We start from the raw sequence: 16053 nt of genomic DNA on the forward strand, positions 1-16053 counted from the left end.
ATTAGATATAGTGAGCTTAGTTTTAGAGGAGATGGTGTGGATGAATGAAAAAATAAAGAAAGAAGCGATAGAGTGGATGAAGATAATTATTACAGCTCTTGTGTTTGCCTTTATAATAACTCAATTTGTTAAACCCACATTAGTAAGAGGGGAATCAATGTATCCTACATTAGAGGAAAATGACTATTTAATAATTAATAGGATGGCATACAAAATAGGTGAGCCAAAGCAAGGAGATATAATAGTATTTAGTACAGAGTTATTACAAGAAGATGGAAATCCTAAAGATTTAGTAAAAAGAGTTATTGCTGTTGAAGGTGATCATATTAAAATAGAAGATTCAAAGGTTTATGTTAATGATAATCTAGTAAATGAGCCGTATATTCACAATAACTACACTGATGGAAATATAGACATGGTTATACCTAAAGACAAATTATTTGCTATGGGAGATAACAGAGAAAAAAGTTTAGATAGTAGATATGAAGATGTAGGTTTAGTTAATGAGAAAGACATAATGGGAAAAGTTATGATAAGATTATTCCCATTTAACCATATAGGAACTATTGATTAGAGGTATTATATGAAAATAGGAATTTCGGCATTATTATTTAATTTAGATGAAGCATTAAAGATATGCGAGAAAATAAAAGAGATAAAACATATAGAAGTGGGTATTGATAATATAGAAGAATGTAAAGAATTAATTAAATATAAATCAAAATTTCAAGATTTAGATTTATCTATAGGTATTCATTTACCTATGGAATTAAATACTTGCGAAAATATTCGATATATAAGAGAATCCTGGAAATCATTTGTATTAGACATGAAAAAAGAGCTAAATTTATTAGAAATAAGTTATTTTAACCTTCACCTAGGATATGTTATGTCTAATAGATTGAAAAAAAACAGAGAAAAATACTTAGAAATTAGTATCAAATTTCTAAATGATTTAACAAAGAGTACAAAACAAAATGTATTTATAGAAAATGTATATTCAAAAGAAGGTGATTTTTCTAATATAGGTAACATGGACTATGATTTTGAATATATATTTAATAAGATAAAAAATGAAAGATTAGGATTTTGTTATGATACGGGTCATAACTTAATAAATTCAGGCGATTATTTAGGAAAGCTTAAGGATAAAATAAGATTAGTTCATTTAAGTGATAATGATGGTATAGACGATATACATATTGGCATAGGAAAAGGGATACTATCAATAGAACATATAAGAAAAGTTGTAAAAACTAAGCCTGATTTTTTAATATTAGAAATTGGATATGAGTACATTGAAGAAAGTATAAAAATATTAGGAACTATTGTAAAAGAGGCATAAAAACCTCTTTTTCCTATATGTAGGAGAAAGGAGAAATTGTATGAGGAATGTTAATATTAAAATAAATGGGGAAGAAAGGCAATATCAAATACCACAAGGATGTTCAGGAATAGTTTTAGAAGATATAGCCAAAAATATAGAAGATGATTATAAGGGGTATATAGCTTTAGCAGATATAAATAATAAGCTAAGAGAGTTAAGTTATAGTGTAGATGAAGATTGTGAAGTTAAATTTTTAGATACGTCTAGTCCGGATGGTTTAAGAGTATACTCAAGGACTGTTTCATTTATTTTTATAATGGCATGTAATGAACTTTATAAAGATAGCAGAGTAGTGATAGAGCATTCTTTATCTAATGGCCTATATTGTGAAGTTCATTTAGATAGAGAATTAGAAGAGAAAGACGTTGAAGCTATAAAACAAAAAATGATGTCAATAATAAATAACAACTATAAAATAGAAAAAATATCAACTAATAGAGAAGAAGGTATGCAGATATTTGAAAGCTATGGAATGGATGAAAAGGCACAATTATTAAAATATAAGGAATATGATGATGTAAAAATATATAAGTGTAATAATTATATAGATCATTTTTATGGATATATGCTGCCATCTACTGGATATATAAAAACTTTTGACTTAAAGCTTTATCAAAAAGGAATCATAGTATTAGGACCAAGTGAAAATGATAAAACAAAACCTATAGAATTTAAGCCACAGCCAAAGTTAGCAAGTGTTTATCAAGAGGCTGAACTATGGTCAAAGTTAATAGGAGTAGATAAAGTAACTACATTAAATAAAATAATAGAGAACGATGAGTATCCAGAAGTTATAAGAACTGTTGAAGCATTACATGAAAAGAAACTTTCTCAGATTGCAGACATGATAAAAGATCAAGGTAAAAGGGTTATTTTAATAGCTGCGCCATCTTCATCAGGGAAAACTAGTTTTGCTCATAGATTATCAATACATCTTAGAGTTAATAGTTTAAAACCAGTATCTATATCTTTAGATGATTACTTTGTTAATAGAGAAGATACTCCATTAGATGAATTTGGAAATTTTGATTTTGAATCTATATATGCTATAGACTTAGAAAGATTTAATAAAGATCTTAAGGATTTATTAGATGGAAAAGAAATAAGTCTTCCAAAGTTTAACTTTAAGTTAGGAATAAGAGAAGAAACAGGCAAAAAATTAAAGATAGATGAAAATCAACCTATAATATTAGAAGGTATACATGGATTAAATCCAATGTTAACATCAGCAATACCAGATGAAGATAAGTTTAAAATTTATATAAGTGCTTTAACTCAAATAAATTTAGATGATCATAATAGAATACCAACGACGGACTTAAGATTAATAAGAAGAATGGTAAGAGATTATAATTTTAGAGGATACAGTGCAGAAAAAACTATAATGCAATGGGATTCTGTTAGAAGAGGAGAAAAGAAAAATATATTCCCTTATCAAGAAGAAGCAGATGTAATATTTAACTCAGCTTGTGTATATGAGCTTGCTATCTTAAAAAAATATGCAAAACCATTACTAGAAGAAATAGATAGATCAAATCCATCATATATAGAAGCTAATAGACTATTGAAATTCCTTCAATATTTTATAGAATTGAAAGATACATCTGATATACATTCAACATCAATACTTAGAGAATTCATAGGCGGTAGTAAAATAGTAGATTAATTTTATAGAAAAGTCCTGATATTGACAGAATGTCAGGACTTTCTGTATTATATATATACATAATATTTCGAAATAAAACTAAATAAGGAGGTAAATATGGAAAAAATTATTCAAGAAGTACTAGACTCAAATAGAAAATATACAAATTACGGTCAGGTTGCAAGTTATATACCGGAATTAAAAAAGGCTAAGCGCGATGACTTAGGTATATGTATAATAGATAAAGATAATAACGTGTATAAGGCAGGGAATTGTGATACAAAGTTTACAATACAAAGTGTATCTAAAACAATAGTACTTGCAATGGCGCTTATGGATAATGAATGGCAATATGTTTTTTCAAAGGTAGGTATGGAACCTAGTGGAGATCCGTTTAACTCTATAATGAAGTTAGAAACAAATGATACAAAAAAACCATGTAATCCTATGATTAATGCGGGAGCTATAGTGACGACATCTTTAATAAAGGGGTCAACTTTAGAAGAAAGAGAAGAGAGAATGTTAAAGTTCTTTAGAAGAATGGCAAGAAATGAAAACATAGGTATAAATTACGATGTGTATAAATCTGAAAAAATGACCGGAGATAGAAATAGGGCTATGGCCTATCTTCTTAAGAATGATGGATTTATAGATGGAGATGTAGATGAAGTATTGGAGCTGTATTTTAAACAATGTTCAATAGAAATTGATGCAGTAGATTTGGCGAGAATAGGAGTTAATCTTGCATCTTACGGTGTTGACATAGCAAATGGAGAAAGAATAATTAGTGAAAGTGTATCAAGAATGGTAAAAACTTTTATGATAACTTGCGGTATGTATGATGCGTCAGGAGAATTTGCTATAAAGGTTGGAATACCTGCAAAATCAGGTGTCGGAGGCGGAATAATGGCATCTGTTCCGAATAAAATGGGTATAGGAGTTTATGGACCAGCATTAGATAAAAAAGGAAATAGTATCGCTGGAGTAAAAGTTTTACAAGACTTATCACAAAGGATGAATTTAAATATTTTTTAAATTATAGAATTTTTTGACAACTGTTAACACTTACTATATAATTAAATTAAAAATAAAATAATTTTTTTATAGGGGTGGGGGGAATGAAAGAAGTACTTGTTTTAAGGGACCTGGAATGTATAAAAGCTATTGCGCATCCTAGAAGAATCGATATTTTACAAACGTTTGATAAATCGCCTTTATCAGCTAAACAATTATCGCAATTACTGGATGAGCCTCATGCTAAAATAAACTATCATATAAAAACGTTATATAAGGTAGGTATTTTAGAATTAGTAGAAGAAAAAATAAAATCAGGCATAGTAGAGAAATACTATTACCCAAAGGCTAAAAATATAGTTGTAGGGAAAAAAGTACTTAATTTTTCTTTGCATACAGAAGAAGAGCAAAAGGAGCTTAGTATATCGAAGTTTGAGAATATGAGCGAACTATTCTACAATGCAGCAGAGGAAGAACGACTTTTAGATGAGAGTGTAATTGAATATAATAATGTAAATTTAACTCAAAGTGAAATAAATGAGTTAAATAATGCAATAAAATTGAAGTTAGATGAAATTCTAAAGTCGAGAGAACATACTGAAATGGATGAGATGTTTGATATAGCGCTATTAACTATACCTATATCAGAAAGTGAGTCATTTAATATATAATAAGTATCAACATTTGTTGATACTTATTTTTTTGGGTATACTTAAAATATAAAATACTATAATGGCAATTAGTTAATGACAATAAGGAGGAATTTATATGTTAGTAATAGGACCACATATATCAATAGCAAAAGGCTATGGTAAAGCAGCTGAAGTAGCTGTGCAAATAGGTGCAAATACATTTCAGTTTTTTAGCAGAAATCCAAGGGGAGGAAATGCTAAGGCATTTGATGAAAAAGATATAGCTAAATTTCAAAAAATAAGACAAGACTATAATTTTGGGCCATTATTAGCTCATGCTCCGTATACTATGAACCTCGCTGCAGCTAAAGATGATGTATATGAATTTGGGAAAAAAGTAATAAAAGAAGACATTGAAAGAATGGATTACTTAGGAATCGAGTATATGTGTTTCCATCCAGGAAGCCATGTAGGTTCAGGAGAGGAAGTCGGAATAGATAAAATAGCAAATGCTTTAAATGAAGCTATAAAAGGTGATGAAAAAATAACAATACTTTTAGAAACTATGTCAGGTAAAGGAACAGAAATTGGATTTAAGTTTGAACAAATAAAAAAAATTATAGATAAAGTAACTCATAATGAAAAGCTAGGTGTATGTTTAGATACATGCCATATTTTTTCGGCAGGATATGATATTGTAAATGAATTAGATAAAGTACTAGATGAGTTTGATAGTATTATCGGATTAGAAAAATTAAAAGCGGTGCATTTGAATGATAGTATGATGCCATTTGGGGATAAAAAGGATAGACATGAAGTAATTGGAGAAGGTAAAATAGGGTTAGATGCCATAATGGATTTTATGACTAATCCAAGGCTAAGTCACTTACCATTCTTTTTAGAAACTCCATTAGAGGATGAAGGACATAAAAGAGAAATAAAGATGATAAAAGATATACTAGAAAGTAAATAATTTAATATTTTATATAGTTAGGTGGAGAAGAATATGAGGTTATTAGGAAATACAGGTATGAAAATAAAAAGGGTAGGATTTGGAGGAATACCGATACAAAGAATATCTCAAAAGGATACTAATGATGTAATTAATGAGTTAGAGAAACAAGGAATAAATTTTATAGATACAGCAAGAGGATATACAGTAAGTGAAGAATATATAGGGAATTCATTAGAGGGTAGAAGAAAAAATTTTTTTATTGCTACAAAAAGTATGTCTAGAAGTTATGAATCTATGAAAAATGACATTGAGATAAGCTTAAGAAATTTAAAAACTGATTATATTGATCTGTATCAAATACATAATCTAAAAAGTGAAGAATATGAAGATATATTTAATGAAGATAAGGCGTATAGAGCGTTATTGGAAGCTAAATCAGAAGGTAAGATAAAGCATATTGGAATTACGAGCCATAGCTTAGAAACTATAGAGAAAGTAGTTGAAGATGATAAATTTGAAACAATACAATTTCCATATAATATAGTAGAAGATCAAGCGGATGATGTATTTAAAAAGGCTAATGAAAAAGGCATAGGAATCATTGTAATGAAGCCTTTAGCTGGAGGAGCACTTGATGATGCAACACTAGCTATAAAATACATACTATCTAAAAGCTATATAGATGTAGCTATACCTGGAATGGATAGTATTGAGCAAGTTAGACAAAATACAGATGTACTTAAAGATCTAAAATTAAATCAAGAAGACAATGAAAAAATTGAAGAAATAAGAAAAAGCCTAGGAAATAGATTCTGTAGAAGATGTGAATATTGTCTACCATGTCCAGTAGGCGTAAATATTCCTGCTAATTTCTTACTTGAGGGATATTATACTAGATATAATTTAAAGGACTGGGCAATACAAAGATATGAAGCTACAAATGGTAAAGCAAGTGAATGTATAAACTGTGGGCTTTGTGAAACAAAATGTCCATATGACTTACCTATAAGAGATATGCTAAAGGATGTTGCTAATAAACTAGGATAATATACGTTTATAAATTTAAAAATAGAGAATAATAAAGAGAACTTAAATTTACTAAAGTGGTTATTTTGTGAATTTAAGTTCTCTTTCATTATTATAAACTATACAAAATCTAGTAGACTAATTAATTAAGTAATAAAATATCTATTTTTCTATAATTTTATAAGAAACATCAAATTTAGATGCAGGATAAAGTTCTATTTCAACACGTGGGTTTTCTTTATCTATAAAGTCGAATAAAAGTACTGGTTTAAGTTGTTTATCATTTTTTATAATACCGCTTTTTTCGATTCCATCACAAATACTTTTAGGGTAGTTGTGTAAATCACCCATACGTTTATTTGGAAAATATAGTTTTAATACGGTAATTAATTCTTCCTCTATAGTTTCACCTTGATATTGTTGATTTATAAAACCTGCAATCATATTTTCATATGCAAGGTACTTAGAATGTTTACCTTTTGATGGCATCCATGCTTGACCATGAACATTGTGGAGTTTAAAATTAGATTTACTTATAGGTCTACCTGGGATTGTTAATTTTATCAAATTATCACCATCCTTATACTTTAGTTATTATAAGACTAATAATAAATTAATGAAAGGATATTTTATGAATAAAAAAGAATTAAAAGAATTTTGTGCATCATTAGGATTAAAATGTGTAGGAATAGCAGGCGTAGGTCCTTATGATACTTTAGAAAAAATAATAAAACATAGATTGTCTAATGGACATACTACAGGAATGGAAGAGCCTATTTTGGAGAAAAGAATAAATCCTAAATTAACTATGGAAAATGCAAAATCAATAATAGTATGTGCTTTTCCATATTATGTAGAAGATGATAGAGACTCTAATTTATCTAAATACTGTAGGGGTAAAGATTATCATATAATAACAAAAGAGTTTCTACAAAAAATTTGTAATTATTTAGAAAAAAGCATAAAAGGTTTTGAGTATAAAATTTTTGTAGATAATGGACCGTTAGTTGATAGGCACTTAGCTCAAATTTCAGGAGTTGGTTACTTTGGAATAAATAATAACATAATAACTGATGAATATGGTTCTTATGTGTTTATAGGATATATTATAAATAATTATGAGTTTTATCCAGATGAACCACTACCAAAAACATGTATAAATTGTGGCGAATGTGTAAAATATTGTCCGGCAAATGCTCTTTTAGGAAATTATGAGATGAATCCTAAAAGATGTATATCTTATTTAACTCAAAAAAAAGAGACTTTATCCGATGAAGAAAAAGAAAGTATAAGAAATAATGGCAAAGTTTTTGGATGTGATGTGTGCCAAGATGTATGTCCTCATAACAAGAACATTTCAAAAACTGAAATTGAAGGATTTATGAAAGATCTAATATATAACTTAGAATATGAAACTATAAGCCTAATGTCTAATAAAGAGTTTAAACGTACATACGGTGAAAGGGCTTTTAGCTGGAGAGGAAAAAATTTAATAAAAAGAAATTTAGAAATAGTAAATGATTTAGAGCAATCTTAATATAAGATGCTCTTTTTTGCGTAATTAAACTATAAATTTTAGAGTTTTAATAAATATTAAAATTGACTCAACATTTACAAGCTATAACACATAGAATGTATAAAAGAAAAAGAAGGGGGAGGGGTTATGCTAACATATAATAACACATCCGAAATAGAACCTCTAGAAAGTATATTAGGTCAAAAAAGAGCAATTGATGCTATGGAGATAGGGTTAAGAATAAATAACCCTGCTTACAATATATATATAGCTGGGGAGTCTGGTACGGGGAAAACAACATATGCTATGAAAGCATTGGATAAATATGCATCACAAAAAGACAATCACAAAGATTGGTGTTATGTATATAACTTTGAACACCCTAGAGAACCAGTTGCTATAGGTCTTAAGAAAGGACTTGGAAAAATATTTAAAAAAGATATAGAAAAACTTATAGAAACTTTATTAGATGAATTAGTAGATGCTTTTGAAAGTGAAGATTTTGAAATAGGAAAAAATCAATTAATAGAAGAATATGAAATAGAAAAAGATACTCTTTTGAAAAAAATTAAAAAATATGGAGAAGAAAAAGGTTTTAAATTAAAAAATAGTAAAGTTGGAATGGTGTTTATACCTATAAAAGATGAAAAAGAAGATGAAGAAAAAACTGATGAAGAAGAACAAAAAGCAGATGAAGAATTTTACAAAGTTAAAAGAGAGTTAGAAAGTATGGCAATTCAAGTTGTATATAAGATAAGAGACTTAGAAGATGCTGCAAAAGAAGCATTGCTAGATTTAGAGGAAGAGGTAGCTAAATTTGTAATAGACCCGCATATAGAACTTTTAACTGAAAAATATAAAGGATATGATAAGGTAAAAAAATACTTAGCTAATATGAGAAAAGATATTTTAGAGTATGTGTACTTATTTTATATGGATGAAGAAGAATTAAAAGATAAATATGACAAAGAGCATTTTACAAAATATAAAGTGAATTTATTTGTAGATAATGGAAGTGATAAAAAAAGCTCTTCTGCTCCTGTAATAGTAGAAATGAATCCTAGTCCATCTAATTTATTTGGTAAAGCAGAGTATGATTACTATAATGGTGGAGTAAAAACAGATTTTACAAAATTAATTCCAGGTGCTGTTCATAAGGCTAATGGAGGATATTTAGTATTATATACAGATCAATTATTAAGATATGGATTATCTTGGGATATGTTAAAAAGAACTATACAGTCAAGAAAAATAGGAGTAGATACACAAACTTCTATAAAACCTGAAAGTATACCTATAGATATGAAAGTTATATTAATAGGAAATAATTATATGTATAATTTACTTTATAATTATGATGCAGACTTTAGTAAATACTTCAAGATATTCGTTGATTTTGATAATGAGATGGATAAAAATGATACTAATGAGGATGGAATAACTAGATTTATAGCATTGCAATGTAATAAAAATAAATTAAAACATTTTACTTATGATGCAGTACAAGAAGTTATAAAATTTAGTACTAGGGTATCTGGTGATAATAGTAAACTCTCAACGGAATTTAATAAGATACTAGAAGTCATTATAGAGGGAGATGCATATGCAACAATTAGAGGTGTTGAGTATGTAGATAAAGAGGATGTTAAAGTGGCTATAAATGAAAGAAGAAAAAGACTAAGTAGAATAGAAAGCAAAATGGATGAGTCATTAGAAAATGGATTTACACTTATAGAAACTCAAGGTAAAAAAATAGGGGTTATAAATGGATTATCAGTCCTTAATATGGGAGAATATTCATTCGGAAGACCTTCTAGAATAACTGTAACAACTAGTCCTGGAAATAAAGGCATAGTAAATATTGAAAGAGAAGTAAATATGAGTGGTCCAATACACAACAAAGGAGTGCTTATATTAGGAGGATATTTAGCTGAAAACTTTGCTCAAGAGTTTCCTTTATCTATAAATGCATATATTTGTTTTGAACAAAATTATGGTGGTGTTGATGGAGATAGTGCTACAGGAGCTGAATTATATACGCTAATTTCATCACTAACTAAAATACCATTAAAACAAAATATCGCAGTAACTGGATCTATGAATCAAAAAGGTGATATACAAGTGGTTGGAGGTATTGCAGAAAAGGTAGAAGGATTTTATTCTACATGTAAGAGAAAAGGTCTAACTGGAGATCAAGGAGTTATAATTCCTAAAAATAATAGTAGAAATCTAGTCCTATCAGATGAGTTAAATGAAGCTATAGAAAAAGGCATGTTTAAAATATATCAAGTAGAAAGAGTAGAACAAGCGCTTGAAATTTTAACAGATATGAGTTTTGATTATATCAAAAAACTAACAGTTGATAGACTTAGAGAATTTAGTAAAATAAAAAATGAGTCAAAATAATGTTTTTATAAAAAATTAAATGGGAATAAATGAAAAGAAAGCATCACTTAGAAAGTTTTGCTTTCTTTTTAAATTTTAAACTAAATAGTATAATTTTAAGAATACGGTAAATGTAAGTGTTTATGTGAAAAACTTACATATATAATAGTACAGTAATTTGTTATATATTGCTGAAGATGATAAATAATATATTAATAAGTAATTAAATAAAAAGGGGAGATTTTAAAATGAAGGATGTTAATAAAATATTGGATGTACTAGAAAAAACATATCCAGATGCTAAATGTGAGTTAAACTATACAACTCCTTTTGAATTATTAGTAGCAACAATATTATCTGCTCAATGTACAGATGTCAGAGTTAATAAAGTAACTGAAGAATTATTTAAAAAATATAATACAGCTAGAGCATTTTCAAAACTAAGTGTTGATCAGATAAGCGAAGAAATAAAAAGTTGTGGTTTGTATAAAAGTAAATCACAAAAGATAAAAGCTACATCAGAGATGTTATGTGAGTTATATGATGGACAAGTTCCAGATACCTTAGATAAATTAGTTGAATTACCTGGGGTAGGAAGGAAAACTGCAAATGTTGTTTTAAGCAATGCTTTTAATCAAGATGCTATGGCAGTTGATACACATGTATTTAGAGTAGCAAATAGAATTGGATTGGTTCAAACTCAGACACCAGAAAAAACAGAATTTGAACTTATGGATGTTATACCTAAAAAAAGATGGTCTCATTCTCATCATCTTTTAATATTTCATGGAAGGAGGATATGTAAAGCCAGAAAACCAGAATGTGAAATTTGTCCTATAAAAAACGATTGTAGTTATTATAAAGAAGGGAATGACTGATGTGAAACGACTTAAAATAATAACAGTATTAATAGCAGTAGGAATCTTTTTTTTAGGAAGTATAAATGTAGCACAAGCTAAAAATAATGAAGAAAAAATTTGTAAAAATATATATGTAGAAAATATAGATGTATCTGAATTAACTAGAGAAGAGGCTCAAAAGAAAATAGAAAAATTTATTAAAGAGCATAATCAAATTATATTTATTAATGAAGATAGCAAGTTTGTTTTAAATATAAATGATATAGGCGTTAATTATAATATAAGAAATTCTGTACAAGAAGCCTATAATATAGGTAGAGATAAAAATATAATATCTAATATAAAAACTAAAGTTAACTTAGAGCTAGGAGAAACTGTAAATATACATTTAAATAAATCATACAATAATGAAAAGATACAAGCTTTTATAGAAAATATTGAACAAAACATAAGCAGATTACCTATTAATGCTAGTATAAGTTTAGATGGCGAAAACTTAGCTTATGAAAGAGAAACATATGGAATAGGATTAGACAAAGGAAAATTTAAAAGAATAATAATCACTAAAATAAATGAGATGAATTATGAAAAAGAGGAGATTCCTACAATTTCAGTAGCACCTAAATACTTATATGATGATATATGTAAAATAAATTCAGTACTTGGGACTTATGAAACATATTTTAATCCTAATATATACAATAGAGTTAATAATATAAGAGTTGGAGCTAAAGCTACAAGTAATATTATACTAAATCCAACTGAAGAATTTTCATTTAATTCTTATATACAATCTCCAGATGTAAAATGCCAATTTAAAAAAGCACCTGTAATTATAAATGGAAAATTAAAACAAGGTTCTGGTGGAGGTTTGTGCCAAGTATCTACTACTTTATATAATGCAGCCCTTTATGCAGGGCTTGAGATAACAAATGTTAAAAATCATAGTATACCAAGTTCATATATATCAAAAGGAAGAGATGCTACTATATCAACAGGTGATATTGATTTAAGATTTAAAAATAATTTTGAAACTCCTATATTTATTACTCATAAAGTATATGATAACAAAATTGTATCAACTATTTACGGAAATGAAGAAAATAAAAAAGATATAGAAATAATTACAGAAATTGTAAAATCACTTCCATATAGAACAAAATGTCAGCAAAGTGATAAATTATATGAAGGTGAAAAAAGTATCTATCAAAAAGGACGAAAAGGATATACAGTAAATACTTTTAGAATATATAAATCAAATGGAGATGTAGTTAAAGAACTTATAAAGGAAAACTATTATCCTCCTATGGACAAGATAGTTATATATGGAACTAAGAAAAAAATACAAAATAATAACCTTAATGGTGAAGTTATGTAAAGATTAAAATCTCCCATTTAAATTTAAAATGGGAGATTTTAATCTTTAATATGCAGAAAAATAACTTAATAAAGCAATCATTGAGATAAAGAAAATTTCTGTTATAATTATATTTGAGAAATATCAATTCTAAAAAAATATATAGAAATTTAAATTTATAGATACATAATGTAAATTTAATAATCGTAAAAGGAGGATTTTATATGTCATTAAACGTAGTATTAGTAGAACCTGAGATACCTCAAAATACTGGAAATATAATAAGAACATGTGCTGCAACAGGTACAACATTACATTTAGTTAGACCATTAGGTTTTTCTTTAGAGGATAAATATTTAAAAAGAAGTGGATTAGATTACTGGGATTTAGCAAATATACAGTACTATGACAGCTTCGAAGAAGTCGTTGAAAAGAATCCAGAAGGAAAGTTTTTCTTCTCAACAACAAAAGTTAATCAATCACATTCTGATATGGAGTTTGTTGAAAATTCATTCGTAGTATTTGGAAAAGAAACAAAAGGATTACCAGAAGATTTAATTAAAGCAAATTTAGATACTTGCATGAGGATACCAATGATAAACGTAGAAAAAGCAAGATCACTAAACTTATCAAACTCAGTTGCGATAGTAGTGTACGAGGCACTAAGACAATTAGGTTATCCTAATATGAGATAATCCCAATTAATCTAAGCAAGTTTAGGAGGGGACAATTAAAATGAAAAATATAAAGGTCATTTGTGATAGTTTATCAGATATACCTAAAGAGTTAATTCAAAAATATGATATAGAAGTTGTACCGTTAACTGTAATATTAGATAAAAAAGAATATAAAGATGGCGTAGATATATCTAATGATGAATTCTATAAAACACTTAGGGAACAAAATGTATATCCAAAAACATCGCAAGCAACATATGCTCAATTTAAAGAAGTATTTGAAAGATACGTTAATGAAGGCAGAAAAGTACTTTACATAGCAGGATCATCTGTAGCTACAGGAACATATCAAAGCGCAGTTATGGCTAAGAATGATATAGGTGGAGATATTTATACATATGATTCATTAGCATTTTCGTATGTTATAGGTATATTAGTTGTTAAAGCAGCACAACTTGCTCAAGAAGGTAAAGATATAGATGAAATATTAGAAGAAGTTAGAATACTAAGAGAAAAGACTTATGTTTTATTCTCAGTAGATACATTAGAATATTTACAAAAAGGTGGAAGAATATCTTCTACTAAAGCTGCTATAGGTAGCATATTAAATATAAAGCCTATATTAGATATAAGAGATGGATTAGTCGCTCCTGTATGTCAAGTTAGAGGCAAGAAGAATGTAATATCTAAAATGATTGAACTAATAAAAGAAAATTGTGGAACAAATTTAACAGACCAAGTTATCTGCATAGGATATAGTGATGATTTCAAAGAAAGAGAAATGTTAACTGAAGTAGTCAAAGAACAATTTAATCCGAAAGGAATATTATACTTCCAAATTGGAACTTGTGTAGGATCTCATGCTGGACCTGGTTTAACTGGAATTATATGTCTAAAAAATAAATAGTATGTCATATTTAAGGAAGTCCTCGTAAGAGGGCTTTTTATTTTGATAATAATAAGCATAAGTAAATAAAAAATAAAATAAATATGAAAAAAATACTTTAAAAACGTTAAAATACCAATAATAAGTAAGAATACTAACTAAGTTTTTAGAAAATTGTGTAAAAAGAATAATTACACACTAATTTCAAAAAATAAGTTACATTATTATACAAAAAATATACATTTAATTGCCATAAAAATTTTTTTTTATATAGAAAAAGTTTTCAAAATGGTGTACTATATAATCAATAGTACATAATATTTATATTTTAGGGAGGAATCTATGAAACTTAAAAAGTTATTATCATTAGGTTTAGCAGTCGTTATGAGTGCTAGTATGCTAGTAGGATGTAGCTCAGGAAATAAATCAGAAGGTGAGTCTGCTGGCAAAGAGGAGGATAAAGTTTTTAAAATAGGGATGGTTACAGATGTAGGTGGAGTAAATGATGAGTCATTTAACCAATCTGCTTGGAAAGGTTTACAAAAGATAGAAAAAGAATATGGAAAAGATAAAGTAGTTGTTAAATACTTAGAATCTAAGCAAGATGCAGACTACGTTCCAAACTTAGAAACATTCATTGATGAGGATATGGACTTAATAATAGGAGTTGGATTTAAGTTATCAGATGCTATACAAGAGGCATCAGAACATTATCCAGAAAATCAATTTGCTCTTATAGATGCAGCTTATGAAAAACAACCCCAAAATGTAACTTCATTATTATTTGAAGATAATGTATCATCTTACTTAACAGGATTAGTAGCAGGAAAAATGACTGAAACTAATAAAGTTGGATTTATAGGTGGTATAGAAGGTGAAGTTATAAGTAGATTTGATTATGGATTTAGAGCAGGTGTAGAAGCTTCTAATCCAAAAGCAGAAGTACTTGTACAATACGCTAACAGTTTCTCAGATGCAGCTTTAGGAAAATCTATAGCAAATCAAATGCATCAAAAAGATGCTGATATAATATTCTCAGCAGCTGGTGCTGTTGGTATAGGTGCGATAGAAGCAGCTAAAGAAAATAACAAAAAAGCTATAGGTGTTGACCAAGATCAAAATAAATTAGCTCCAGATAATGTAATAACTTCAGCAATGAAGAATATAGATGTAGCTGTTTATAACATGGTTAAGTCTTTAATAGAAGGTAAATATGAGGCTGGAAAAGTTGTAGTTAATACATTAGAAATGGGTGGAGTTGGTATAGCTCCAACTAGTGATAAACATGTTAAAGAAGAAGTATTAAAATATGTTGAACAAGAAGCTGAAAAGATAAAATCAGGAGAAATAAAAGTTCCTCAAAATAAAGCTGAATACGATCAATTAAAGAAGTAGTATTCAAAGAAACTACCCTTATTAAAGGGTAGTTTTTTAAATTACATGTCAGATTGGCAAAAAATTCAAAATATAATCCTAATGATAAACAATAGTTTAAATATATATCCTATGTTACGAAATAAGAGTGATTAATGAAATCAAAGTGAGAATAAACTTTTTAATACCATAGAATAAAATATTTTAGATTCTTTTGGTAAGAATAATATTTATCAGAGAAATGGTAAAATAAAATAGTTGATAATATCTAAGTTTCGAAAAGTACTAGACAAAAAACGACAAAAATCAACTTTTTCGAAAAAATTAGTAAAATTGTTT

The 16053-nt window shown here is 27.8% G+C and carries 15 protein-coding genes; 14 read left to right on the forward strand and 1 reads right to left on the reverse strand.

Annotated elements, in window-relative coordinates; genetic code table 11:
* Positions 1-40 precede the first annotated feature (40 nt).
* The 7 genes from lepB (at position 41) to BLP75_RS12410 (ending at position 6680) form a co-directional block, all read left to right on the forward strand.
* Entirely contained in the window at positions 41-574 is a 534-nt protein-coding gene (gene lepB / locus BLP75_RS12380; protein ID WP_092726516.1) for a signal peptidase I, read from the forward strand.
* A 9-nt stretch (positions 575-583) separates the two neighbouring features.
* Positions 584-1345, forward strand: coding sequence for a sugar phosphate isomerase/epimerase family protein (locus BLP75_RS12385; RefSeq protein WP_092726518.1), 762 nt, complete (start codon positions 584-586; stop codon positions 1343-1345).
* Positions 1346-1385: 40 nt separating this feature from the next.
* Positions 1386-3053 carry a nucleoside kinase gene (locus tag BLP75_RS12390; RefSeq protein ID WP_092726519.1) on the forward strand — a complete coding sequence of 556 codons (1668 nt, stop codon included), beginning with the start codon at positions 1386-1388 and terminating at the stop codon, positions 3051-3053.
* Positions 3054-3149: 96 nt separating this feature from the next.
* Positions 3150-4067 (forward strand): glutaminase A, encoded by a 918-nt coding sequence (gene glsA / locus BLP75_RS12395; RefSeq protein ID WP_092726521.1) that lies wholly within the window; start codon positions 3150-3152, stop codon positions 4065-4067.
* Positions 4068-4150: 83 nt separating this feature from the next.
* The gene (locus BLP75_RS12400) at positions 4151-4717 is read left to right on the forward strand and encodes an ArsR/SmtB family transcription factor (protein ID WP_092726523.1); all 567 of its coding nucleotides are present in this window, start codon (positions 4151-4153) and stop codon (positions 4715-4717) included.
* Between the two features lie 97 nt (positions 4718-4814).
* A complete protein-coding gene (locus tag BLP75_RS12405; RefSeq protein WP_092726525.1) occupies positions 4815-5651 on the forward strand; it encodes a deoxyribonuclease IV in 837 nt (278 codons plus the stop codon).
* 33 nt (positions 5652-5684) lie between these two features.
* The gene (locus BLP75_RS12410) at positions 5685-6680 is read left to right on the forward strand and encodes an aldo/keto reductase (protein ID WP_092726526.1); all 996 of its coding nucleotides are present in this window, start codon (positions 5685-5687) and stop codon (positions 6678-6680) included.
* 141 nt (positions 6681-6821) lie between these two features.
* Here the strand turns inward: BLP75_RS12410 and BLP75_RS12415 are convergent, their stop codons facing one another.
* Positions 6822-7226, reverse strand: coding sequence for a RusA family crossover junction endodeoxyribonuclease (locus tag BLP75_RS12415; protein ID WP_092726527.1), 405 nt, complete (start codon positions 7224-7226; stop codon positions 6822-6824).
* A gap of 64 nt (positions 7227-7290) precedes the next feature.
* Between BLP75_RS12415 and queG the strand changes: the two genes are divergently transcribed.
* The 7 genes from queG (at position 7291) to BLP75_RS12450 (ending at position 15735) form a co-directional block, all read left to right on the forward strand.
* Positions 7291-8196 (forward strand): tRNA epoxyqueuosine(34) reductase QueG, encoded by a 906-nt coding sequence (gene queG, locus BLP75_RS12420; protein WP_092726529.1) that lies wholly within the window; start codon positions 7291-7293, stop codon positions 8194-8196.
* 126 nt (positions 8197-8322) lie between these two features.
* Positions 8323-10581 carry an ATP-binding protein gene (locus BLP75_RS12425; protein ID WP_092726530.1) on the forward strand — a complete coding sequence of 753 codons (2259 nt, stop codon included), beginning with the start codon at positions 8323-8325 and terminating at the stop codon, positions 10579-10581.
* 227 nt (positions 10582-10808) lie between these two features.
* Positions 10809-11438: an endonuclease III gene (gene nth, locus BLP75_RS12430; RefSeq protein ID WP_092726532.1), complete on the forward strand. Its 630-nt coding sequence runs from the start codon at positions 10809-10811 to the stop codon at positions 11436-11438.
* A gap of 1 nt (position 11439) precedes the next feature.
* The gene (locus BLP75_RS12435; RefSeq protein WP_170139196.1) at positions 11440-12798 is read left to right on the forward strand and encodes a VanW family protein; all 1359 of its coding nucleotides are present in this window, start codon (positions 11440-11442) and stop codon (positions 12796-12798) included.
* Between the two features lie 203 nt (positions 12799-13001).
* Entirely contained in the window at positions 13002-13472 is a 471-nt protein-coding gene (gene trmL / locus BLP75_RS12440) for a tRNA (uridine(34)/cytosine(34)/5-carboxymethylaminomethyluridine(34)-2'-O)-methyltransferase TrmL (RefSeq protein ID WP_092726534.1), read from the forward strand.
* Between the two features lie 40 nt (positions 13473-13512).
* Complete coding sequence (locus BLP75_RS12445) at positions 13513-14361, forward strand: DegV family protein (RefSeq protein WP_092726536.1); 849 nt, start codon at positions 13513-13515, stop codon at positions 14359-14361.
* Positions 14362-14682: 321 nt separating this feature from the next.
* Entirely contained in the window at positions 14683-15735 is a 1053-nt protein-coding gene (locus tag BLP75_RS12450; RefSeq protein ID WP_092726538.1) for a BMP family lipoprotein, read from the forward strand.
* Positions 15736-16053: the final 318 nt, after the last annotated feature.

Source organism: Romboutsia lituseburensis DSM 797 (genome assembly GCF_900103615.1).
Classification (GTDB): Bacteria; Bacillota; Clostridia; order Peptostreptococcales; family Peptostreptococcaceae; genus Romboutsia_F; species Romboutsia_F lituseburensis.